The sequence below is a fragment of the Morganella morganii genome (genome assembly GCF_041099235.1).
Classification (GTDB): Bacteria; Pseudomonadota; Gammaproteobacteria; order Enterobacterales; family Enterobacteriaceae; genus Morganella; species Morganella morganii_E.
Genome location: NZ_JBFZSO010000002.1, coordinates 499,678 through 523,702 on the forward strand (window position 1 = coordinate 499,678; position 24,025 = coordinate 523,702).

Consider the following 24,025-nt stretch of genomic DNA (forward strand, 5'->3'; position numbering starts at 1 on the left):
GCTTTACCCCTCATTCCCGGCATGAGCTGCAGGCATATGGCTGCTGTGTTCATCTGCGCTCATGTTCATCATTGAATGGCTTTCGCCTTCGTGTGTCTTCCCCGCACCGTGACCGCTGTGACCAAATTTGTTAATGGTCTCAACATACAGGTTTGGTTTGACAGCGGAGAAATAGACAACCGGGTTGTTCACACTCGGTTTTGCCAGTGCGTCAAACGCTTCGGTGGTGGTCAGGGTGTCCGGTGAGGCTTTCACCTTCGCAACCCACTCATCGAAGGCTTCGCGTGTCGGGGTGGCAGTGGCGGTAAATTTCATGTCAGAGAAACCGTGGCCGCTGTAGCTGGCAGAAATGCCTTTGTACACGCCCGGCTCTTCCGCAATCAGATGCAGTTTGGTCTGCATACCTGCCATCGCATAAATCTGGCCGCCTAACTGCGGGATGAAAAACGAGTTCATCACAGAATCAGAGGTGATTTTGAAATTGACAGGAACACCGACAGGGAATGCGATCTCATTGACAGTGGCAATGCCCTGATCCGGATAGATAAATAACCATTTCCAGTCCATTGAGATAACCTGGATGGTGACAGGCTCCTGGTCACTGACCAGCGGCTTGTACGGATCCAGCTCATGGGTGGTTTTCCATGTAATGGTACCCAGGATCAGAATGATAATGATCGGAACAGTCCAGACGACCAGCTCGATTTTATTGGAATGCGCCCAGTCAGGACGGTAAGTTGCTTTTCTGGTTTCCCGGTAACGCAGGGCAAAAACGATTGCCATGATAATGACCGGAATAACCACAATGAGCATCAGACCAATGGCGGTTAAAATCAGTGTTTTTTGCTCAGCACCGATAGTGCCTTTCGGGTTCATCAGTGCCATATCGCATCCGCCCAGCAAAAGTGCAGATGCGAGCAGCGAGATTACCCCAATACTCTTTTTGTAGTTCATAAGTCTCATCCAACGACCCCAAAAACAAAGGTACTCAAGTACTCTTGTCGTTTCATCAGTCCGCACATATTACGGCAAGGTAAGATCAGTGTAAATATATGTAATAAGATTGGTTGGTTTGTTGCCTCTTTATGTTAAAAGGATCACAAGTGAGCCAAATTTTATGAAATCGTGAAATAAAAATAACGATTTTAACAATCAGGAGACAAATTTATATTTAAGCTTAGATTAGGGAAGGAAATACCGAAAGGATGAAACACTGATTATTACACTTTATGTGATGTAATGGTGAAATTTTTTTGTTCAGAAACAGTTTCCTGGTAAAAATACGGGGGGTTTTTGCCCCCCGCAGCGGAAAAATGTGATCTAGAAGTTATATTTTATGCTGTAAACCACAGCCTGCTGGTAAAAATCTTCACCCAGTTTGTTATCCGCATAGCGGTACTGAATGCCGGTTGTCACTGACGGAACCGGTGTCCACCATAAGGCCAGTGCGCCGTTGACGCCGTCACGCCCGCCGTTACCGTAACGATCGTTGCGGTTAAGCTCGATTTCGTTCCAGTTGGTGACGCTGAATTTTTCATTCCACAGGTTGAAGTCATAACCGGCAACCCAGCCGAGGACATAGCCGTTGTTGCCGCTGTAAAACGTTTGATCAACATAGTGCAGGGCAGCAAATGGTTTGAACCATAAGCCGTTGAATTCGGTGTTATAACCGATACCGTACAGGGTGTTCACTTCATGGAAATTACCGCCGTTACCCGGCAGAGAGTAAGTACCGTAGACATGGCCGTAGGCGTTGAAACCGGTATCACCGAGGTAGATACGCGCGGTGGTTTTGAAGGTGTAACGCTGGTTATCACCGGCATCGGAATCGTTTTTACTGTTAAACGCGTTCTCGAGGTCGAAGAAACCATAGAGCTCACCCCAGCTGAAACCGGCACCGCCTTCAAGCTCCAGATACGCAAAGTCATCCTTGTGCGTGCTGTTGCCGCTTTTGTGAGTGGTATGCGGGGTCCAGTCCAGATAGTTCATGCTGACGTTAGCAAAACCCCACTGATATTCAGCCTGCGCAGAAAACGCGGCGGTTGCAGCGATCAGGGCTGCAATAGTCGTTTTTTTCATAATTTATTAGCTGTTTATTTGGTCGTTAAAGAATACAGAAGTCAGAAGTAACAGCGCGAATATAGGGTGAAGGCACAAAAAGGAAAATGGGTGATGTGACGTATTTGTGGTTTTGAATGTAATTTTGGGAAATAAATTACAAAAATTGTGACTTATATCTAAAATTAACAATAAAAAAAGCCGGTAAAAACCGGCTTTATAAACTTTTGATTGAATTTTTTCTGATATTCGTAGCAGCCTGTCAGGCCAGTTTATCGCGGCGGAGTGCACAATAATCGAGCAGTCCGCCGAGGAACAGCCCGGCAATACCGATATTCAGGCCGTAAATAAACAGATCGCCTTTCAGCGTGTCAGGAATAAAGCCCGGTGTCAGTTCAAATACCCCGGTCAGCAGCAGGATCAGGCTGGCCGTGAACAGCACCGCTGTAATACCCAGCAGCGACATCGCTGTCCGGTAGCCGTTGCGGAAATGCCGCCTCGGCAGAAATTGTTCTGTTTTCTGGGTGTAGAGCAGTGTTTTGCGGCACAACATCAGCAGCAGCAATCCCGGAACCGCAGCAAACACGGTGAACAGATAGAACCAGCTCCAGCCGTAGGCTTCCACCATCCAGCCGGCAAACGGGCCGGTATAGACACGACCGACAGCAGACAGAGCTGACAGCAGCGCAAACTGTGTGGCAGAAAATGACCGGTTGCAGAGTGTCATCAGCAGGGCGACAAAGGCCGCCGTACCCATCCCGCCGCAGATATTCTCGATGAATACCACACCACCCATCATATAAATATTTTGCGGCGTGACAGACAGCACCCAGTAGCCGAGGTTGGAAAAACCCTGCAGGATCCCGAAGAACATCAGGGACTTAAACAGGCTCCAGCGCTGCATCAGATAACCGCCGTACAGCGCACCGACGATCGTGGCAGCCAGTCCCAGGGTTTTGTTGATAAGCCCCACTTCATCCGGACCGAACCCGGCTCCGCGGATCAGAAACGGTGTGCTCAGTGTCAGGGCAAAGGCATCCCCCATCTTATAAAGGACAATCAGCAGTAACAGCAGCCAGGTATTGTTGCGGGAGAAAAACTCCGCCAGCGGCTCCCGGACAGCCTCACGCAGCGTGCGCGGCGGCGGGGCATCGGTTTCCGGCTCTTTCGCTCTCAGTGTGGCAAACACACCAATCAGCATCATTCCCGCCATCAGCAGGTACATATTCTGCCAGCCGGTATAACGGTGGGCGATAAACAGTGCCAGGCCGCCGGAGAGCAGCATAGCCAGCCGGTAACCTAAGGTTGATATCGCAGCCCCGGTACCGCGATCTTTCGCGGACAGCAAATCTGTTTTATAAGCATCAAAAATGATGTCCTGTGAGGCTGAGCAGAACGCAACAATCGCGGCAGCTGCAGCCAGCCACCAGAGGTGTTCCGTCGGTTTGAGCATCCCCATGCCGGCAATACTGACAACCAGCAGAAGCTGTGTGGTGATCATCCAGCCGCGGCGGCGTCCGAGGAACGGCAGCTGGTAGCGATCCATAAACGGTGCCCACAGGAATTTAAACACATAGGCCTGGCTGACAAGGGTGAAAAACCCGATGGTCCTGATATCCACGTTTTCGACGGTGATCCAGGCCTGGAGTGTGCCGCTGGTCAGTGCCAGCGGTAATCCGGATGCGAAACCGAGCAGTAAAAGAATACGGGCATTACGCTCGCTGTATGTCGCCCAAATACTCCGGAGCATGATTATCCTCACACGCCGCAGGCTGCGGCGCATTGACAGTGACTGAAAACAACAGGCCGCCCGGCGTTATCCGGCTGCGGGCGGCACAGCAGATTAGTAGCGGGTGTTCTGTTTAATGAACTGGCTGATTTGGGTATCCTGAGCCATGTCCGCGACGATATCGCTGAGTGCGCGGTTAAAGGCGTCAGTGATTTTTTCATTGCTGGCGCTTAACGGGCCCTGCACATTATAGCTGGTGCGGAAAGTCCGGCTCTTTGTACTGTTATTCTGCGCGGTGGCGAGAACAGTAATATCAATATTGACGGTGATATTATGGCGCAGGCTGCCTTCCTGAACATCCGCCTTAAAGGTATTGATGGAAATCTGCACATTGGCATTTGCCGGTGAGCCAATCATAAAACCGCGCGCGGTCATCTGTTTTTCCAGGGTTTCCTGCATCAGGAAACGCAGATCACGGGACGGGCGCAGCTGTGCCAGCTGGCCGTTACGGCTGAATTCGGCCAGAGTCTGTGACGGGCGTTTATCCACACCGGTGATAGAGATGGTGGCGGCACCGAGCGTCGGATCCGCAGACGGTAATTTCATCACCGGTTCAATGGACAGGGTGTTGGACGGTGCCTGACACCCGGCCAGTAAGAGCATTGCGAACAGCGGGAGGAGGTATTTTTTCAACATAATATGAATCCGTTACAAGTTGTTGAAGTCAGTCACAGCACCGGATAAACGCCGGGGCGTGAGTGTTCGGCTTAACGCATGATGATAATCGGCTTTATCCGCGAATGGTATGGATTTTGATAAAAAACTCACTACACTGAGCTTTCTCTGAAAGCCAGTATTGACCGGAAGGATAGTTATGTCGGCATCATTTCCTGCTGTAATGCAGCAGCGTATTGAAAAAAAACTGAATCACGCGCTTATCCCTCATTATATTGATGTAGTGAATGAGAGCAGCCAGCACAATGTTCCGGCGGGATCGGAAACCCATTTTAAGGTGGTGGTGGTCAGTGAGACCTTTGCGGGCATGCGCCCGGTGGCCCGTCACCGTCATATGTACACGCTGCTGGCTGATGAGCTGGCAGGCGGGGTTCATGCTCTGGCGCTGCATACTTATACCCCGGATGAGTGGAATCACAGTCAGGGCCCGGTGAATCCGTCCCCGCGTTGTCACGGTGGCGGAAAGTAAGCCGCTGTTTGAGTGAAAAAGCAGCGCACAGCACAAAATTTAACAGAAAAAGGGTGAAATTCAGACTCTTTTGTCTGCACTTCTCGACGCGGCCTGTCAGCATCGCTATAATGTCGCGTCTGAAATTCCGTATGGTTTCGGGACGCTTCTGAATATAAGGGAACTCGGTTTTTAAATGCGACCGCCCCGGTTCATTATCGTTTCACACAGGCATCGGGCCGGTGTGAGATATGGAGTTGACCGAGCAATAGACTTTTTTGAGGTAATAAGATGCAAGTTTCTGTTGAAACGACTGAAGGCCTTGGGCGTCGTGTATTAATCACCGTTCCTGCAGCCGATATTGACAAAGAAGTAACTAAACAATTAGCTGAAATCGCCAAGAAAGCACGTATCGACGGTTTCCGTAAAGGTAAAGTGCCGCACAACATCATCAAACAGCGTTACGGCGATGTGGCGGTTCAGGATGCACTGAGCGACCTGATGTCACGTAACTTTGTCAGCGCTATCATCGAAAACAAAATCAACCCTGTCGGCGCGCCTGACTACAAAGTTGATGAGCCGTACAAAGAAGGTCAGGATTTCACTTACACTGTTGAGTTCGAAGTCTTCCCTGAAATTGAGCTGAAAGGTCTGGAAACAATCGAAGTTGAAAAACCGGTTGTTGAAGTCAAAGACGAAGACATCGACGGCATGGTTGAGACTCTGCGCAAACAGCAGGCTGAGTGGAAAGTGATTGAAGGCGCAGCTAAAGCTGACGATCGCATCACTATCGACTTCACCGGTTCTGTTGACGGCGAAGAGTTCGAAGGCGGCAAATCTTCTGATTTCGTCCTGGTCATGGGCCAGAACCGTATGATCCCGGGCTTCGAAGACGGTATCGTGGGTCACAAAGCCGGTGAAGAATTCGACATCGAAGTAACATTCCCGGAAGATTACCACGCTGAAAACCTGAAAGGGAAAGCAGCTAAATTCGCTATCAGCCTGAAAAAAGTGGAAGAGCGCGAACTGCCGGAAATGACTGAAGAGTTCATCAAACGTTTCGGTATCGGCGACGGTTCCCTGGAAGGTCTGAAAGCGGAAATCCGCAAAAATATGGAACGCGAACTGAAAAACGCAGTACGCAACCGTATCAAATCCCAGGTTATCGATGGTCTGCTGAAAGCAAACGAAATCGATGTACCGAAAGCAGCTGTTGACAGCGAAATCGAAGAACTGCGCCGTCAGGCGGCACAGCGTTTCGGCGGCTCTGAAAAACAGGCGATGGAACTGCCACGCGAACTGTTTGAAGGCCAGGCTAAGCGCCGTGTAATGGTTGGTCTGCTGTTAGGCGAAGTGATTTCTTCTAACGAACTGAAAGCTGAAGATGATCGCGTTAATGCACTGATCGAAGAAATGGCATCAGCGTACGAAGATCCGGCTGAAGTTGTAGAATACTACAACAAAAACAAACAGATGATGGATGGTATCCGCAATCTGGCACTGGAAGAACAGGCTGTTGAAACTGTTCTGGCGAAAGCAAAAGTGACAGATAAAGAAACCGGCTTCACTGATCTGATGAACCAGGTTCAGGCAGCAGGTTAATCCTCTCTTTGTGAACGGCCGAAGGCTGTTTATCTGATATAAAACCGCAGGCAATGTGTATTGCCTGCGGTTTTTTCGTCATTTCTGACAATATTCCTTGAAAACTGCGGTGGTTATCCCCCATATTTGCCATACAGGGTATCTGCCGGACAGTATATGCTGCTTATATGACCGGATCGCGTATAGCGCATGGTCATCGCACCGGATCTCAAGTAAAATAACCGGTATCCGCCAGGCACCAATAAAATTCAATCAGGAGATGGACATGTCATATCACGACAATCAGGATACTTTCGCACCCAACATGGCGCTGGTGCCGATGGTTATCGAGCAGACTTCACGCGGTGAACGCTCCTACGATATCTATTCCCGTTTATTAAAAGACCGTATTATCTTTTTAACCGGCCAGGTTGAAGATCATATGGCAAACCTGATCGTGGCACAGTTACTCTTCCTGGAAGCTGAGAACCCGGAAAAAGACATCAGTCTTTATATCAACTCACCGGGCGGCGTGATCACCGCAGGGATGTCCATTTATGACACCATGCAGTTCATCAAGCCGCAGGTCAGCACCATCTGTGTGGGCCAGGCCTGCTCAATGGGCTCTTTCTTACTGGCGGCAGGTGCGCCGGGCAAACGTTACTGTCTGCCGAACTCCCGGGTGATGATTCACCAGCCGCTGGGCGGCTATCAGGGACAAGCCACTGATATTGAAATTCATGCTCAGGAAATTCTGAAAGTGAAAGCACGCATGAATGATTTATTAGCTCACCATACCGGTAAATCCGTTGAGGAAATTCAGCGTGATACCGAGCGTGACCGCTTCCTGTCCGCGAAAGAAGCGCAGGAATACGGTCTGGTTGACCATATTTACACACACCGGTAAGTAACACAGGCACTGACCGTATCCTGCCGGGCGGCAGGGTACTGCGGTGCTGTGACATTTTTTGCGGCTCACAGGCGGTGAGCTGTACTGATTAAGTGAGGTTTACTGATGACAGACAAACGCAAAGACGGTTCAGGAAAGCTGCTGTACTGCTCTTTCTGCGGAAAAAGTCAGCATGAGGTTAAAAAACTGATTGCCGGCCCGTCAGTGTATATCTGTGATGAATGCGTTGATTTATGCAACGATATTATCCGTGAAGAAATTAAAGATCTGATCCCGGCCCGTGGCAGTGAACGCAGTGAACTGCCGACGCCTCATGAAATTCGTCAGCACCTCGATGACTATGTCATCGGTCAGGAACTGGCTAAAAAAGTGCTGGCAGTCGCGGTATACAACCACTACAAACGTCTGCGCAACGGCGATAAAACCGCTGACGGCGTGGAACTGGGTAAAAGTAACATTCTGCTGATCGGCCCGACCGGCAGCGGTAAAACCCTGCTGGCTGAAACTCTGGCCCGCTACCTGGATGTGCCGTTCACTATGGCAGATGCCACCACACTGACCGAAGCCGGTTATGTGGGCGAGGATGTGGAAAACATCATTCAGAAGCTTTTACAGAAATGCGACTATGATGTGGAGAAAGCACAGCGCGGTATCGTCTATATTGATGAAATCGATAAAATCTCCCGTAAATCAGATAACCCGTCGATTACCCGTGATGTGTCCGGTGAAGGCGTTCAGCAGGCACTGCTGAAACTGGTTGAAGGGACTATCGCTGCCGTTCCGCCGCAGGGCGGGCGCAAACATCCGCAGCAGGAGTTTTTACAGGTTGATACCTCGAAAATTCTGTTTATCTGCGGCGGGGCGTTTGCCGGTCTGGATAAAGTGGTCGGTCAGCGTCTGAACACCCGTTCCGGTATCGGCTTCGGTGCGGAAGTGCGCGGCGAGAAAGACAAAGCGACAGAAGGCGAATTACTGGCTCAGGTTGAACCGGAAGATCTGATCAAATTTGGTCTGATCCCGGAATTTATCGGCCGTCTGCCTGTCGTGGCAACGCTCGGTGAACTGAGTGAGGATGCGCTGATTCAGATCCTTCAGGAGCCGAAAAACGCGCTGACAAAACAGTATCAGGCGTTGTTCAGCATTGAAGATGTTGAACTTGAGTTCCGCCGTGAAGCACTGGTTGCCATTGCGAAAAAAGCAATGAACCGTAAAACCGGTGCCCGTGGTCTGCGTTCCATCGTTGAGGCTGCGTTGCTCAACACGATGTATGATTTACCGTCGATGGAAAATGTCGAAAAAGTGGTTATCGATGAAAACGTGATAACCAATCAGACAGAACCGATGCTGATTTACCGCAAACCGGAAGCTCAGGTTTCCGGCGAGTAACGGAAAGTTAGCGCAGTTGTTATCAATATTAACTAAATGAGGGAATTTTCCCTCATTTTGCTTTTCTTACTAAATAAAGTGTTGAATGTGAGAAATGCATCCCCATATATTGATTATTCTATGGAGTGGAACCCGTGATAACGCGTTTCACGACGTTCCCAACAAGGCGTAAGCTAAACGAAGAGAGTGCTCTATGAATCCTGAGCGTGCTGAACGCATTGAAATCCCGGTACTGCCTTTGCGCGATGTGGTGGTCTACCCCCACATGGTTATTCCTTTATTTGTCGGGCGCGAAAAATCTATCCATTGTCTGGAAACAGCGATGGATATGGATAAAAAAGTGCTGCTGGTAGCACAAAAAGAAGCGTCAACGGATGAGCCGGGCGTCAATGATTTATTTTCCGTCGGGACAGTCGCGTCTGTATTACAGATGCTGAAACTGCCGGACGGCACCGTCAAAGTGCTGGTCGAAGGCCTGCAACGTGCGCATATCAAAACATTAAGTGACAACGGCGATTTCTTCTCTGCCCAGGCAGAACTGATGGAATCCCCTGTCGTGGACGAGCGTGAGCAGGAAGTGCTGCTGCGTACGGCAATCAATCAGTTTGAAGGCTATATCAAGCTGAATAAGAAGATCCCGCCGGAAGTCCTGACATCTCTGCACAGTATCGACGATGTCGCCAAACTGGCTGACACTATCGCTTCCCATATGACACTGAAATTACAGGACAAACAGTCTGTTCTGGAAATGTCAGATGTGGTTGAGCGTCTCGAATATCTGATGGCGATGATGGAATCGGAAATTGACCTGTTACAGGTTGAAAAACGCATCCGTAACCGCGTCAAAAAGCAGATGGAAAAAAGCCAGCGCGAGTACTATCTCAATGAGCAGATGAAAGCTATCCAGAAAGAACTGGGTGAGATGGACGACGCGCCGGATGAAGCTGAAGCGCTGAAACGTAAAATCGAAGAAGCGCAGATGCCGAAAGAGGCGAAAGAGAAAGCCGAAGCTGAATTACAGAAACTGAAAATGATGTCGCCGATGTCAGCGGAAGCAACGGTTGTCCGCAGCTATATCGACTGGATGATTCAGGTTCCGTGGGTCAAACGCAGTAAAGTGAAAAAAGATCTGCTTAAAGCGCAGGAAATCCTCGACAGTGACCATTACGGCCTGGAGCGGGTGAAAGAGCGTATCCTTGAATATCTGGCGGTACAGAGCCGTATCAGCAAAATCAAGGGACCTATCCTGTGTCTCGTCGGACCGCCGGGGGTGGGTAAAACCTCGCTGGGGCAGTCCATTGCCCGTGCAACCGGCCGTAAATATGTCCGTATGGCGCTGGGCGGCGTGCGTGATGAAGCGGAAATCCGTGGTCACCGCCGTACCTACATCGGTTCTATGCCGGGTAAACTTATCCAGAAAATGGCAAAAGTCGGCGTGAAAAACCCGCTGTTCCTGCTGGATGAGATCGACAAAATGTCATCGGATATGCGCGGCGATCCGGCTTCCGCACTGCTTGAAGTGCTGGATCCGGAACAGAATATCGCGTTTAACGATCACTACCTGGAAGTGGATTACGATCTGTCCGACGTGATGTTTGTCGCGACATCCAACTCCATGAATATTCCGGCACCACTGCTGGATCGTATGGAAGTGATCCGTCTGTCCGGTTATACGGAAGATGAAAAACTCAACATTGCCAAGCGTCACCTGCTGCCGAAGCAGATTGAGCGCAACGCACTGAAGAAAACCGAACTGCATATTGATGACAGCGCGATCCTCGGCATTATCCGTTATTACACCCGTGAAGCGGGCGTGCGCGGACTGGAGCGTGAAATCTCCAAACTGTGCCGTAAAGCGGTGAAACAGCTGCTGATGGATAAAACACTGAAACACATCGAGATTAATCAGGATAACCTGAAAGATTATCTGGGTGTGCAGAAAGTGGATTACGGCCGTGCTGATACTGAAAACCGCGTGGGCCAGGTTACCGGTCTGGCGTGGACAGAAGTCGGCGGTGACCTGCTGACCATCGAAACAGCAGCGGTTCCGGGTAAAGGAAAACTCTCCTACACCGGTTCACTGGGTGAAGTGATGCAGGAATCTATCCAGGCAGCGTTAACCGTGGTGCGTGCCCGTGCGGATAAATTAGGGATCAACAATGATTTCTATGAAAAACGTGACATTCACGTCCACGTTCCGGAAGGCGCAACACCAAAAGACGGCCCGAGTGCCGGTACCGCAATGTGTACCGCTCTGGTTTCCGCACTGACCGGTAACCCGGTACGTGCTGATGTGGCGATGACCGGGGAAATTACCCTGCGTGGTCTGGTGCTGCCAATCGGCGGTCTGAAAGAAAAACTGCTGGCAGCACACCGCGGCGGTATTAAGACTGTTCTGATTCCGGACGAAAACCGCCGTGATCTGGAAGAAATTCCGGATAACGTAAAAGCGGATCTGGATATTCATCCGGTTAAAACGATAGATGAAGTTCTTTCACTTGCCTTAGTGAATCCTGCTTTCGGTATGGAAGTGGTAAGTAAAAAGGCGTAGGAAATAGTGACCTGCGTCAAGAAGTTCAGATAAATAAAGGGCTGACAGGTACTTTAGGACTTGTCAGCCTTTTTTTGTCCCGCTAATTTAGCGAACATTCTTACGAAACATGCGAAGTCTGCAATCTTGCCAAGAGCGAAAAGGCTTGATATAACGGCTGTGGCTGTCAGGAACATACTTCGTAAATCCGGGCCGAAAATTCTGAAAGGGGATGATAATAGTGAATAAGTCACAATTGGTCGATAAAATTGCTGCAGACGCTAATATTTCTAAAGCTGCGGCTGGTCGCGCGTTAGATGCAATTATTGGTTCAGTAACCGATTCTCTGAAAGGCGGGGATGATGTGGCTCTGGTTGGTTTCGGTACTTTCACTGTTCGTGAGCGCGCAGCACGTACAGGCCGTAACCCGCAGACCGGCAAAGAGATCAAAATCGCCGCAGCGAAAGTCCCGGCTTTCCGTGCAGGTAAAGGTCTTAAAGACGCAGTAAACGGCTGAGTTTTTCCTCAGGCACCGGGATATTTATCTGTCCCGGGCACAAAAACCGTATAAAGCTAAACAGGAAGCGCATCAGAATGATGCGCTTTTTTTTGTTTTAGGGCATAATTTCCCCTGACCTGATTTTTCTTTTACCAAAGCGGAGTTTGGATTTCTTATGATGGAAAACCTGCGCACAGCGGCGAACAACCCTGTGATTAAAATTATCTTCGCCATCATTATCCTGTCATTTATTCTGACAGGTGTGGGTGGTTACCTCGTCAGCGGTTCTAACTATGCTGCCAAAGTGAACGATACTGAAATATCGGTCCAGCAGTTAGAGCGCGCCTTCCAGGAAGAGCGTAACCGCCAGCAGGCTCAGCTGGGTGATCTGTTCTCGCAGTTAGTCAGCACCGAAGAGGGTGTTAAACAAATCCGTTCTCAGGCGCTGAACCAGATGATTGACACCATTCTGCTGGAACAGTATGCACGGAAATTAGGTATCACTGTCAGTGATGACCAGATTATCAGCGCGATTCGTCAGGAGCCTGACTTTCAGGTTAACGGTCAGTTCAGCCAGCAGGCGTATGAGACATTCCTGTCCCGTAACGGTATCACCGGTGACAACTACGCAACTTATCTGCGCAAGCAGATGATTCAGGCACAGCTGGTTCAGCCGTTTGTGCGTGACTCATTTGTGCTTGATTCCGAAGTGACCAACGCGGCAGCTGTTTTACTCCAGTCACGTACCATCCGTACCGCGACACTGGATCTGGCTTCTGCTCAGGCAAAACAGACTGCAACCGATGAAGAGCTGCAGGCTTATTACGCGAAGAATAAAAACAGCTTCATCGCGCCGCAGTCCTTAAAAATCAGTTTTGTTGAGCTGGATGCCGCGAATATCCAGGACAACACATCAGTCACTGAAGAACAGATTCAGGACTATTACGACAAAAATATCCCGCGTTTCACTGTGCCGGCAAAAGGCGAGTACAGTCAGATCACCCTGGCGACGGAAGATGATGCCAAAGCGGTACTGAATGAACTGAAAAACGGGGCGGATTTCAAAACCGTGGCGAAAGAAAAATCCACCGATAAACTGACTGCCCGTAACGGCGGTGTGATCGGCTGGATGGAAGACGCTGCGCTGATCCCTGAAATCAAAGGTGCCGGGCTGACAACCGCCGGTCAGATTTCAGATGCTCTGAAAGTGGATAACGGCTACGCGATTTTCCGTCTGGATGCGTATGAGCCGGAAACCGTCAAACCACTGGCGGATGTGAAAGAAGAAGCGACCCGTCTGGCTAAAGGCGAAGCGGCCAGCAAAGCCTTCTTTGACCTCCAGCAGAAAGCCAGTGAAGCCGCTGCGAACGATAACGAATCCCTGATGGGCGTTGAGCAGGCAACCGGCGTTAAAGCCGTACAAACTGACTGGTTTGCCCTGAACAATCTGCCGGATGCGGTTAACTATCCGGAAGTGTTAAAAGCATTAACGGAAAATAAACTGTTTGATGAGAAAGGACCTTCCGGTGCTAACTCTGACATCATCACCGTTTCCGGTGACCGTGCCTTTGTGATCCGTGTTGATGAGTATCGTCCGGAAGCAGTGGAATCCTTCGAAAAAGTGAAGTCAGACATTGACGCACTGGTGAAGCGCAGCAAAGCGGAAGCCGCGCTGAATGCGGAAGCGGATAAACTGCTGACGGCACTGAAAGAAGGAAAAGGCGACACCGCGTTAACAGAAGCTGGTGTGAAATTCGGTGCAGAGCAGACTGTTCAGCGCCTGAATCCGTCAGATCCGGTTATCAATGCGGCCTTTACCCAGCCACATCCTGCGGACGGTAAACCGACCTACAGCCGCACCATTGACGGCAAGGGTAATATTGTTCTGGTACAGCTGGATAAAGTGACAGCCGGTACGGCAACGGATCAGGAAAAAACTGAGCTGCGTACAGTACTGCGTCAGCAAATGGCATCCACTGAGCTGGAATCATTACTGCTGAACCTGCGTGCTAACGCAGACATTGATGTGAGAAATATGGACTAAAATTTTTCGATCTGTACCGAAAAATAAAATGTCGTTTTACATCCCCTGAAAGGCTGCGTTCGCAGCCTTTCGCATTTCTGTTCTGAAAATTCCCCGGCAGAAAAAATTCTTGCGACACTCCGTTTCGTGCTAAACACAAAAGGAGAAATAGCATGAAAACAAAATGGACATCTGCATTATTATTAACATCAGCATTGTTAACAGGCGGTTTTTTCAGTACTTCCGCACTGGCTCAGGCGGCACAACCGGCAGACAGTGCGCAGGTTCAGTCGTCTGTTGCACAGGAAACAAACCGTATCAGCATTAATACCGCGACAGCGGAAGAGCTTGCCCGGGAGCTCAGTGGCGTCGGGCCGAAAAAAGCACAGCGGATTGTGGAGTACCGCACGGAAAACGGACCATTTACTTCTGCGGAACAACTGAAGGATGTATATGGTATTGGTGAACGTATTTTTACGATGAACAGCGATAAAATAGCGTTGTAATATCAGCAGAGGCTGATTTCCCTTCCCCGGACTGACGGGGAAGGGAATACCGGAAACAGAGTAAAGGGAGAGATATTATGAGCACCACAATTAAAGTGATTGGCTACCATATTGATGCCTTCGGACATGTTAATAATGCGCGTTATCTGGAGTTTCTGGAGGCCGCCCGCTGGGACTGGCTGGAAAGCTACGATGCTTACCGCTGGTTTAAACAGATGGATATCGCCGTGGTGGTGGTGAATATCAATATTAACTACCGGCTGCCGGTGTATGTGGGAGAACGGTTGGTGATAGACAGCTATTTACAGCACGCGGGGCAGAAAAGCGGTGTTCTCAAACAGATCATTACCCGTCAGGAAGATAAGCAGGTTGTGGCGGATGCGGAAGTGACCTTTGTCTTTGTAAATATGAAAACCGGTAAAGCGATCCCGATTGAAGGGGAGATCCGTGATAAATTTGAGTTGCTGGCGGCGCCGAAAGAGAGCTGATCACCGTCAGAACAGAAAAACGCCCGGCGGGGTGCCGGGCGTAACAGGCACTTATTGCAGGCTGGTGATTTTTTTCATGGCAGCCATAACAGCGCTGCGATCAGCAAGATAGTTGTCGAGTCCGTTGCGGCGCAGATGGCAGGCCGCGCATTCCCCGCAGCCATCCCCCTGAATACCGTTATAGCAGGTCAGTGTTTCTGTGCGGACGGTATCCAGTTGTCCGTAATAATCAGCCAGCGCCCAGGTCTGTGCTTTATCCAGCCACATCAGCGGAGTTTCAAAGCGGATATCACGGGCAAGACCAGCGTTAACGGCTTTGTTCAGTGCTTTGACAAACTCGTCCCTGCAATCCGGATAACCGGAAAAATCGGTTTCACAGACACCGGTGATAATCGCTTCTGCATTGACCTGATAGGCATAAATCGCCGTCAGGGTGAGAAACAGGATATTACGGCCCGGGACAAAGGTATTCGGAATATCACTTTGTTCACTTTCACTGAACCCGGGCACCGGGATGTTATCACGGGTCAGACTGCTGACCGCCAGTTCATTCAGCAGAGAGACATCCAGTACCTTATGTGCCGCCGCACCCAGTTTCAGGCTGAGTTTACGGGCAACGTCTATTTCCTGACTGTGGCGCTGTCCGTAATCAAACGTCACACAATGCACTTCATCATAGTTGCGGAGTGCCTGAATCAGGCAGGTTGTGGAGTCCTGCCCGCCACTGAATACGACCACAGCACGTTTCATCGCTAAACCTCATTATAAAAAGATAAGGTTTATGGTAACGGCTGCATCACCATTTGGGTAGTGTTGCCTGTGCGTCTGTCAGATCGCCGATATTGTCCGCTACCCACTGCGGGTTGTAATAGGTGTCCGGATAGCGTTCGCCGCTGTCGCAAATCAGTGTCACAATCGAGCCGGTCTGTTGCTGTTCATGCATCTGTTTCGCCAGTTGCAGCGCGCCCCAGACATTGGTGCCGGTAGAGGCACCGGTACGGCGGCCGAGCAGTTTTTCCAGCCAGTACAGGGTGGCGATACTGCACTGGTCACTGACTTTGATCACATCATCAATCACACCCGGAATAAAGGACGGTTCCGCGCGCGGACGGCCGATGCCCTCAATCTTACTGCCGGTATCGCAGCGCAGATGTGAGCATTTCTGATGGTAGCAGTCATGAAAAACGGAGTTTTCAGGATCGACGACGACCAGTTTTGTGTCATGTCCCTGGTAGCGGATAAACCGGCCGAGGGTGGCAGACGTACCGCCGGTACCCGCGCTCATCACAATGTAACGCGGCACCGGATGAGTTTCCCGTGACATCTGGCGGTAAATACTTTCGGCGATATTGTTGTTACCGCGCCAGTCCGTGGCACGCTCGGCATAGGTAAACTGATCCATATAGTGGCCACCGGTTTCGCGGGCCAGACGCTCGGATTCCGCGTAAATCTGCGCGCTGCTGTCCACAAAGTGGCACTGTCCGCCGTAGAACTCAATCTGTTCAATTTTACGGCGGGCTGTACAGCGCGGCATCACGGCGATAAACGGCAGGCCGAGCAGGCGGGCGAAGTACGCTTCTGAAACAGCGGTGCTGCCGGAGGAGGCTTCAATCACCGGTGTGCCTTCGCGGATCCAGCCGTTACACAGGCCGTACAGGAAAAGCGAACGCGCCAGGCGGTGTTTCAGACTGCCGGTCGGATGAGTACTTTCATCTTTGAGATATAATGAAACCCCCGGGTAAACGGGTAATTCCAGCGGGATCAGGTGGGTGTCAGCACTGCGCTGATAATCGGCCTGAATGGCATTAATGGCGGATGTGGTCCATTGGGTTGTCATGTAGTATCTCCTCACGGTCTGTTGATGCATCTTAACAATTCTGTGAGAGAAAAGGCTTTTTCTATTTTCTGTATCATGCATGATATGGAGAAATTTATTCTCTCTGGTGGTGATATGTTAGATAAAACAGACCGTAAATTGTTACAACTTTTGCAGGAAGATGCTTCATTATCACTGAATACCCTGTCCGAAGCGGTGAACCTGACATCCACTCCCTGCTGGAAACGGCTGAAACGGCTGGAAGATGAAGGATATATCCGCAAACGTGTGGCGCTGCTGGACCCGGAAAAACTCGGGCTGGGACTGACGGTGATCGTCATGATCAAGACACAGCACCACAGCAGTGAGTGGTATACTCAGTTTGTGGAGTTTGTTCAGCAGATGCCTGATGTGGTGGAGTTTTACCGGATGGCCGGGGAATTTGACTACATGCTGCAGGTCGAAGTGGTGGATATGAAATGCTTCGATCATTTTTACAAAAAACTGGTTAACGGTGTGCCCGGTTTAATTGATGTGACTTCCAATTTTGCGATGGAGCGCATAAAGTACACCACCGCGTTGCCGATACCGGAGAAATGCAAAGCGGACTGATTATTAACCTGAGATGTTATACGGGATCCTGTGAGATTATTTGCCCAATTAAAATGGTATTTCCTCAGTGAATGGCGGCGCTATACCGGTGCGGTCACTTTTCTGATCATTATCGCGGTGTTACAGATCCTGCCGCCGCGCTTTGTCGGCATCATTGTTGACGGCGTGACCAAAGAGACGATGACCACCACCACGCTGTGGGGCTGGGTCGGCGTGATGCTGCTTATCGCGCTGGTGATTTATATTCTGCGCTATATCTGGCGGGTCTGGTTATTCGGTGCCTCCTACAAGCTGGCGGTGCGTCTGCGGCAGGATTTTTATCAGCAGTTCAGCCGCCAGTCGCCGGCCTTTTATCACCGTTACCGGACCGGTGACCTGATCGCCCGCAGTACCAATGACGTGGACAAAGTGGTGTTTGCCGCCGGCGAGGGCGTGCTGACACTGGTGGATTCGTTTGTCATGGGACTGGTGGTCCTGCTGACGATGAGTATTGAGATCAGCTGGCAGCTGACGCTGCTTTCCCTTCTGCCGATGCCGCTGATGGCTCTGGCTATCAAACGTTACGGGCAGCAGTTGCATCAGCGCTTTAAAACAGCGCAGGGCGCGTTTTCCTCACTGAATAACCATGCGCAGGAAAGTCTCAGCAGTATCCGGATGATTAAAGCTTTTGGCCTGGAAGATCACCAGTCTTCCCGGTTTGAATCCGTTGCGGCAGAAGCCGGACGCAAAAATATGCATGTGGCGCAGATAGATGCCCGTTTCGACCCGACCATTATAATGGCGATCGGGATGTCAAATCTGCTCGCGGTTGCCGGCGGCAGCTGGATGGTGATGCAGGGCACACTGACGCTCGGCGGGCTGACCAGCTTTATTATGTATCTCGGGCTGATGATCTGGCCGATGCTGGCATTAGCCTGGATGTTTAACATTGTGGAGCGCGGCAGCGCGGCCTACAGCAGGATCCAATCCCTTCTTGAAACCCCGCCGGTACTGGCGGATGGTACAGAATCCCCGCAACCGGGACGCGGCGAACTGGCTGTTGCCGTAAATGAATTCTGCTACCCGGAAAGCCGCCGGGCGGTTCTGCATGATATCCGTTTTACCCTCAGACCGGGCCAGCTGCTCGGGTTGTGCGGCCCGACCGGCTGCGGGAAATCCACGCTGCTGGCACTGATCCAGCGTCATTATGATGTGACAGCGGGAAATATCTGTTTTCAGGGCAAACCGCTGCCGGAACTGACCTTCGCAGGCTGGCATGCCCGGCTGGCGGTGGTGAATCAGACGCCGTTTCTGTTCTCCGATACTATCGCCAATAATATTGCGCTGGGCCGGCCCGGTGCGACACAGGAAGAAATTGAACACGCGGCCCGGCTGGCCAGTGTTCATGATGATATTGAACGATTGCCGCTCGGTTATGAGACTCAGGCCGGTGAGCGGGGCGTGATGCTGTCCGGCGGGCAGAAACAGCGGATCTCCATTGCCCGCGCATTGCTGATGGATGCGGAGATCCTGATCCTCGATGATGCACTTTCAGCAGTGGACGGGCAGACGGAATACCGGATCCTGCAGAATCTGCGGCGCTGGGGGGAAGGCCGTACGGTGATTATCAGTGCGCACCGGCTTTCGGCACTGACGGAAGCCGACAATATTCTTGTGCTGCAACAGGGCGGTATCAGTGCTCAGGGGCGTCATCAGGAGCTGATTAATCAGAACGGGTGGTATCGCGAAATGTATCATTATCAGCAGTTAGAGGCCGCGCTCGATGAGTGAACAGACCCGCCCGGAAACGGCAAAAAACCTGTGGCCGTCGCTGAAACGTCTGCTCGGCTATGGCCGTAACTACCGCCGTCCGATGGCAGTCGCCATTGTGATGCTGTGGCTGACCGCCATTGCTGAAGTCGCGGCGCCGGTTCTGGTGAGCTATTTTATCGACAATATGGTGGCGAAAAACCAGATTGTCCTGCCGGTGACGCTGCTGCTGGTGGCCGGGTTTATCGCCTTACAGATTGCCGCATCGCTGCTGCACTATTTTCAGCTTATTTATTTTAACCAGGCCGCTGTCGGCGTGGTACAGACACTGCGCGCCGATGTGATGGATGCCGCGCTGCGCCAGCCGCTGAGTGCCTTTGACACTCAGCCGGTCGGGCAGTTGATCTCCCGTGTCACCAATGACACGGAGATGATCAAGGACCTGTTTGTTAACGTGCTGCCGACACTGTTCCGCAGCGTGGCGCTGATTGTGGTGATGCTGATCGCCATGTATACCCTGGAGTGGCGGATGGCACTGGTGGCAACCGCTATGTTTCCGGCGGTAATGCTGGTGATGTGGATCTATCAGCGTCTGAGCACGCCGATCGTGCGCCGGGTGCGCAGCTATCTGGCGGATATTAATGATGGTTTCCATGAAATTATCAGCGGTATGACGGTGATTCAGCAGTTTCGTCAGCAGGCGCGTTTCGGAGAGCGGATGTTTGCCGCCAACCGCCGCCATTATGAGGTCAGAATGGCGGCACTGCGGCTGGACGGCATTTTGCTGCGTCCGTTACTGAGCCTGTTTTCGGCGGCGATCCTTTGCGGCCTGATGCTGCTGTTCGGGATCGGAGGCACCGGTGTTATCGGTGTCGGGGTGCTGTACGCCTTTATCACCTACCTCGGGCGGCTGAATGAGCCACTGATTACGCTGACATCCCAGCAGTCTGTTTTACAGCAGGCGGTGATTTCCGGTGAGCGTGTTTTTGAGCTGATGGACAGCCCGCAGCAGAAATACGGGGCGGATGATCAGCCGCTGACCAGCGGCAGTATCCGTGTATCACACCTGACATTTGCCTATCAGCCGGGAAAACCGGTGCTGCGTGATATCAGTATCGATGTGGCGGAGCACAGTTTTGTCGCCTTTGTCGGGCACACCGGCAGCGGGAAAAGCACACTGGCAAATCTGCTGATGGGCTACTATCCGTGGCAGGCCGGGGAAATCAGCCTCGGCGGGCGTCCGCTGGAACAATTCTCCCATAAAGCACTGCGGCAGGGCATCGCGATGGTGCAGCAGGATCCGGTCATTATGGCCGCCTCTTTCCGCGACAATATCACCCTCGGACGGGATATTGATGACGAGCGCATTCACCGGGTGCTGGAGATGGTTCAGCTGAGTGAGCATGTCTCACAGCTTGAATACGGGCTGGATACCGAACTGGGTGAGCAGGGTAACACCTTGTCTGACGGGCAGAAACAGCTGCTGGCTATGGCGCGGGTGCTGGTGCAGACCCCGAAAATCCTGATCCTGGATGAAGCAACCGCCAATATCGATTCCGGCACTGAGCAGGCTATTCAGAAAGCTTTACAGCTCATCCGCCGTGAAACCACACTGGTAGTGATTGCACACCGTCTGTCCACGATTGTCGATGCGGACACCATTTATGTGCTTAATCGCGGCGAAATGGCGGAATCCGGCTCCCACCGGGCGTTACTGGCAGAGAAGGGACGCTATTACCAGATGTATCAGCTGCAGCAGGTCGGGGAATCACTGAATGCCCCGGAAGAGAACTATACCCCTGCACTATAATTGTGAGATCGTTCACATAAACAGGTGCATGATGCTGTAAAAAAGTGCAATCCCCGCATCACCGGAAAAGGTGTCTGATAAAACAGGCACCTTTTTCATTCCTATCTCATTGTTATTAATGGATTTAATTCCAGATCTGCTTATTGGCATCACTTTTGCAACTTCCCCTCAGGACACCAGCAACCTGAAGCGGAGAATGCGATGAAAATGATAATGGCCATCATCAAGCCTTTTAAACTTAATGACGTCAGAGATGCGCTGAACGAGGAAGGTATTCAGGGATTAACCGTACTGGAAGTGCGGGGCGCGGGCAGACAGAAAGGGCACACTGAGCTGTACCGGGGGGAAGAGTACAGCACGGATTTTCTGCCGAAGACACAGATTACTATTGTTGTGCCTGATGATTCCCTTGATCGCATTATTGAGGCAATTTGCCGCTCGGCATACACCGGCAGTATCGGTGACGGGAAAATATTTGTTTCAGACATTACACAGGCGGTACGGATCCGTACCGGTGAACAAAATGATGAAGCTATTTAAACCGCGCGGAGATACTCAGATGATGAAACGAAAAATGGTATTGCCTGTTGTGATGTCCGCTGTGCTGCCGCTCCCGGCATTCAGTGCAACGGAAGGGATGGATCGCGCGGATAATGGTTTTATGCTGATTTGTGCGGCACTGGTCTATTTTATGACACTTCCCGGTATCGCGCTGTTTTACGGCGGACTGGTACGGCGTGAGAATGTGTTGTCAGTGATGACGCAGGTGATTGTCAGCTTCGCACTGGTGTTGCTGTTATGGGTTTTTTATGGCTACAGCATGGCGTTTTCTGACGGAAATGGTGTCATTGGCGGCTTGTCGAATGTATTTCTCAGCGGGATCACGCCTGTCAGTAACAGCGGCAGCATCAGCCAGCTGACACATGTTATTTTCCAGGGTTCTTTTGCTGCAATTACCGTAGCACTTATCACCGGTGCACTGGCAGAACGGATCAAATTCACGGCCTTTCTGCTGTTCACGGTTATCTGGTTCTCTATGGCTTATGTGCCGATGGCGCATATGGTCTGGGGCGGCGGCTGGCTGGCGGAAGATGGTGCACTGGATTTTGCCGGGGGAACCGTTGTGCATATCAATGCGGCGGTTGCCGGGTTAGTTGGTGCTTACATATTGGGACCGCGCCTGTTACCGGGGAAAATCGCCACTAAACCGCACAGTCTGCCGATGGTCTTTACCGGAACGGCGATCCTTTATATCGGCTGGTTCGGGTTTAATGCCGGATCGGCGGGAAAGCCGGATGGTATTGCGGCACTGGCTTTTCTGAATACGGTGATTGCGGTGGCGGCGGGTGTGCTGGCGTGGGTGATTGCAGAGTGGTGCATGCGGGGTAAGCCCTCACTTCTCGGTGCGTGTTCCGGCTGTATCGGCGGTCTGGTCGGAATCACCCCGGCGGCCGGGACAGTAGGTATCGCGGGGGCGATAGTCATCGGGTTGATCAGCGGTATTGCCGGTTACTGGGGTGTCACTGCGCTGAAACGCCGCCTGAAAGCGGATGATGTCTGCGATGTCTTCGGGATCCACGGCGTCTGCGGTATTGCGGGTTGTCTGCTGACAGGGGTTTTTACTGCGTCTGCGCTCGGCGGTACCGGTTACGCGGAAGGTGTCACTATGCTTCATCAGGTATGGATTCAGGCAGAAAGCATCCTGGTGACTGTGCTCTGGAGCGGAGTGATTACTTACATCGCATTCAAATGCGCGGCACTGACAACCGGTGTGCGCTGCACTGAAGAGGATGAGATCAGCGGGCTGGATATCAGCACGCACGGCGAACAGGCCTATAACCGTTCATAGCCGCAAAAAAGTAAGCCCCCGCTCACAGCTGTGCAGCGGGGGCTTTTTTTATTGTTGTCAGCGGGATATTTATTTATCCCGTAAGCGCAGAACACCTTCCTGCACCGTAGAAGCAACCAGAACACCGGCCTGATTATAGAAGTGACCACGGACAAACCCGCGTCCGCCGGAGGCTGTCGGGCTTTCCACCGCATACAGCAGCCATTCATCCAGCCGGAACGGGCGGTGATACCACATGGAATGATCAATCGTGGCAATCTGAATTTCCGGCTGCATAAAGCCGTAGCCGTGCGGCTGGAGGGCGGTCGGCAGGAAATTGTAGTCGGAGGCATAACTGAGCAGATACTGATGCAGTGCCTGATCATCCGGCATTGTGCCGTTGGTTTTCAGCCAGGTATAACGCACCGGCGGATTCTCCGGGTTCTGAAACGGGCTGTAGAATCGTACCGGCCGCCATTCAATAGCCTGCTCACGCAGGAACAGCGCCTGCATTTTCGGCGGCAGATTCGCGGCGATCTTGCGGGCGATATCGGTTTCAGAGGCGAGTCCGTCAGGGCCGGGAACGTCCGGCATTGTATTCTGATGCTCAAAACTGCTCTCTTCCCCCTGGAAAGAGGCGGTCATATAGAAAATAGGCTTCCCGTGCTGAATCGCACTGACACGGCGGGCACTGAAACTTTTGCCGTCACGCAGATTTTCCACATCATAAATAATCGGTTTATGGCTGTCGCCCGGGCGCAGAAAATAGCTGTGGAATGAATGAACGCGGCGCTCCGCCGGAACGGTCTGTCCCGCTGCATACAGTGCCTGTCCGGCAACTTGTCCGCCAAAGACCTGAGGCAGGCCGAGATCTTCACTTTGTCCGCGGAATAACCCGTCTTCGAGTTTTTCGAGTGCCATCTGGTTTATCAGGTTTTCTAATGCCAGGCTCATAGTTACCCTTATTAATATTATCAGCAGGAACCGCTCATTCTAAACGCTGTCAGTGCAATTGAAAAATGATAAACCGCCGTTATGTGCGGTTCCCGGCCGGCAGGGGAATGTCTTTGTGTCAGTGGTGTGTAAAAATACAGCGGTCAGTGCCGGTTGCCTTGCTATTTCAGTGCTGATCCCGGATAATGGCACCGCCTCATTATTGAGGGTTCCTATGGGGGCTTTGTTGGTTCTCCCGCAACATGAACTTGTTAACTCGGTCAGGTCCGGAAGGAAGCAGCCATAGCAGGGGAATTGTGTGCCGGGATGTCGCTGGCAAGGCCCCCACCCATTTCTGCTGTACCCGTCTGGTGATTACCCCGT

At 51.5% G+C, this 24,025-nt stretch carries 21 protein-coding genes and 1 other RNA gene; 15 read left to right on the forward strand and 7 right to left on the reverse strand.

Annotation, left to right across the window (positions count from 1 at the left end):
- Positions 1–3: 3 nt before the first annotated feature.
- The 4 genes from cyoA to AB7038_RS05645 all read right to left on the reverse strand — a co-directional run bounded on the left by cyoA (position 4) and on the right by AB7038_RS05645 (position 4,483).
- Positions 4–963 (reverse strand): cytochrome o ubiquinol oxidase subunit II, encoded by a 960-nt coding sequence (gene cyoA, locus AB7038_RS05630; RefSeq protein WP_108656283.1) that lies wholly within the window; start codon positions 961–963, stop codon positions 4–6.
- 357 nt (positions 964–1,320) lie between these two features.
- Positions 1,321–2,079, reverse strand: coding sequence for a nucleoside-specific channel-forming Tsx family protein (locus AB7038_RS05635; RefSeq protein WP_004236449.1), 759 nt, complete (start codon positions 2,077–2,079; stop codon positions 1,321–1,323).
- A gap of 241 nt (positions 2,080–2,320) precedes the next feature.
- Positions 2,321–3,808 (reverse strand): muropeptide MFS transporter AmpG, encoded by a 1,488-nt coding sequence (gene ampG, locus AB7038_RS05640; protein WP_369452906.1) that lies wholly within the window; start codon positions 3,806–3,808, stop codon positions 2,321–2,323.
- A 93-nt stretch (positions 3,809–3,901) separates the two neighbouring features.
- A complete protein-coding gene (locus tag AB7038_RS05645; RefSeq protein WP_072869482.1) occupies positions 3,902–4,483 on the reverse strand; it encodes a YajG family lipoprotein in 582 nt (193 codons plus the stop codon).
- Between the two features lie 178 nt (positions 4,484–4,661).
- Here AB7038_RS05645 and bolA point away from each other — a divergent pair, with 178 nt between their 5' ends.
- The 9 genes from bolA (at position 4,662) to AB7038_RS05690 (ending at position 14,893) form a co-directional block, all read left to right on the forward strand.
- Positions 4,662–4,991, forward strand: a complete 330-nt coding sequence (bolA, locus tag AB7038_RS05650; RefSeq protein ID WP_369452907.1) for a transcriptional regulator BolA — start codon at positions 4,662–4,664, stop codon at positions 4,989–4,991.
- 270 nt (positions 4,992–5,261) lie between these two features.
- Positions 5,262–6,572 carry a trigger factor gene (gene tig / locus AB7038_RS05655; protein ID WP_072869487.1) on the forward strand — a complete coding sequence of 437 codons (1,311 nt, stop codon included), beginning with the start codon at positions 5,262–5,264 and terminating at the stop codon, positions 6,570–6,572.
- 265 nt (positions 6,573–6,837) lie between these two features.
- Positions 6,838–7,458 carry an ATP-dependent Clp endopeptidase proteolytic subunit ClpP gene (clpP, locus tag AB7038_RS05660; RefSeq protein WP_004240392.1) on the forward strand — a complete coding sequence of 207 codons (621 nt, stop codon included), beginning with the start codon at positions 6,838–6,840 and terminating at the stop codon, positions 7,456–7,458.
- 108 nt (positions 7,459–7,566) lie between these two features.
- The gene (gene clpX / locus AB7038_RS05665; protein WP_072869489.1) at positions 7,567–8,847 is read left to right on the forward strand and encodes an ATP-dependent protease ATP-binding subunit ClpX; all 1,281 of its coding nucleotides are present in this window, start codon (positions 7,567–7,569) and stop codon (positions 8,845–8,847) included.
- Between the two features lie 193 nt (positions 8,848–9,040).
- Positions 9,041–11,398 (forward strand): endopeptidase La, encoded by a 2,358-nt coding sequence (lon, locus tag AB7038_RS05670; RefSeq protein WP_024474593.1) that lies wholly within the window; start codon positions 9,041–9,043, stop codon positions 11,396–11,398.
- Between the two features lie 220 nt (positions 11,399–11,618).
- Positions 11,619–11,894 (forward strand): nucleoid-associated protein HU-beta, encoded by a 276-nt coding sequence (gene hupB / locus AB7038_RS05675; protein WP_004240390.1) that lies wholly within the window; start codon positions 11,619–11,621, stop codon positions 11,892–11,894.
- A 157-nt stretch (positions 11,895–12,051) separates the two neighbouring features.
- Positions 12,052–13,920 carry a peptidylprolyl isomerase gene (gene ppiD, locus AB7038_RS05680; protein WP_368889357.1) on the forward strand — a complete coding sequence of 623 codons (1,869 nt, stop codon included), beginning with the start codon at positions 12,052–12,054 and terminating at the stop codon, positions 13,918–13,920.
- A gap of 152 nt (positions 13,921–14,072) precedes the next feature.
- Positions 14,073–14,405, forward strand: coding sequence for a ComEA family DNA-binding protein (locus AB7038_RS05685; protein WP_368889356.1), 333 nt, complete (start codon positions 14,073–14,075; stop codon positions 14,403–14,405).
- 77 nt (positions 14,406–14,482) lie between these two features.
- On the forward strand, positions 14,483–14,893 hold the full coding sequence (locus AB7038_RS05690; protein ID WP_368889355.1) for an acyl-CoA thioesterase: 411 nt from the start codon (positions 14,483–14,485) through the stop codon (positions 14,891–14,893).
- A gap of 51 nt (positions 14,894–14,944) precedes the next feature.
- On the opposite strand, the gene queC is transcribed toward AB7038_RS05690, so the two are convergent.
- Together queC and AB7038_RS05700 are read right to left on the reverse strand one after the other, a co-directional pair.
- A complete protein-coding gene (gene queC / locus AB7038_RS05695) occupies positions 14,945–15,643 on the reverse strand; it encodes a 7-cyano-7-deazaguanine synthase QueC (RefSeq protein ID WP_369452908.1) in 699 nt (232 codons plus the stop codon).
- Positions 15,644–15,689: 46 nt separating this feature from the next.
- Positions 15,690–16,730, reverse strand: a complete 1,041-nt coding sequence (locus AB7038_RS05700; protein ID WP_369452909.1) for a PLP-dependent cysteine synthase family protein — start codon at positions 16,728–16,730, stop codon at positions 15,690–15,692.
- A gap of 114 nt (positions 16,731–16,844) precedes the next feature.
- On the opposite strand from AB7038_RS05700, the gene AB7038_RS05705 reads away from it, so the two are divergent.
- The 5 genes from AB7038_RS05705 to amtB all read left to right on the forward strand — a co-directional run bounded on the left by AB7038_RS05705 (position 16,845) and on the right by amtB (position 22,729).
- Positions 16,845–17,321, forward strand: a complete 477-nt coding sequence (locus AB7038_RS05705; protein ID WP_072869666.1) for an Lrp/AsnC family transcriptional regulator — start codon at positions 16,845–16,847, stop codon at positions 17,319–17,321.
- A 30-nt stretch (positions 17,322–17,351) separates the two neighbouring features.
- The gene (locus AB7038_RS05710) at positions 17,352–19,091 is read left to right on the forward strand and encodes a SmdA family multidrug ABC transporter permease/ATP-binding protein (RefSeq protein WP_368889353.1); all 1,740 of its coding nucleotides are present in this window, start codon (positions 17,352–17,354) and stop codon (positions 19,089–19,091) included.
- Positions 19,084–20,880: a SmdB family multidrug efflux ABC transporter permease/ATP-binding protein gene (locus AB7038_RS05715; RefSeq protein WP_369452910.1), complete on the forward strand. Its 1,797-nt coding sequence runs from the start codon at positions 19,084–19,086 to the stop codon at positions 20,878–20,880. The genes AB7038_RS05710 and AB7038_RS05715 overlap by 8 nt, the downstream gene beginning before the upstream one ends.
- A gap of 201 nt (positions 20,881–21,081) precedes the next feature.
- Positions 21,082–21,420 (forward strand): P-II family nitrogen regulator, encoded by a 339-nt coding sequence (locus AB7038_RS05720; RefSeq protein WP_072869510.1) that lies wholly within the window; start codon positions 21,082–21,084, stop codon positions 21,418–21,420.
- 19 nt (positions 21,421–21,439) lie between these two features.
- Positions 21,440–22,729, forward strand: coding sequence for an ammonium transporter AmtB (gene amtB, locus AB7038_RS05725; protein WP_369452911.1), 1,290 nt, complete (start codon positions 21,440–21,442; stop codon positions 22,727–22,729).
- 69 nt (positions 22,730–22,798) lie between these two features.
- Here the strand turns inward: amtB and tesB are convergent, their stop codons facing one another.
- Positions 22,799–23,662, reverse strand: coding sequence for an acyl-CoA thioesterase II (tesB, locus tag AB7038_RS05730; RefSeq protein ID WP_368889351.1), 864 nt, complete (start codon positions 23,660–23,662; stop codon positions 22,799–22,801).
- Between the two features lie 224 nt (positions 23,663–23,886).
- Here tesB and ffs point away from each other — a divergent pair.
- Positions 23,887–23,983, forward strand: an RNA gene (gene ffs, locus AB7038_RS05735) — signal recognition particle sRNA small type.
- Positions 23,984–24,025: the final 42 nt, after the last annotated feature.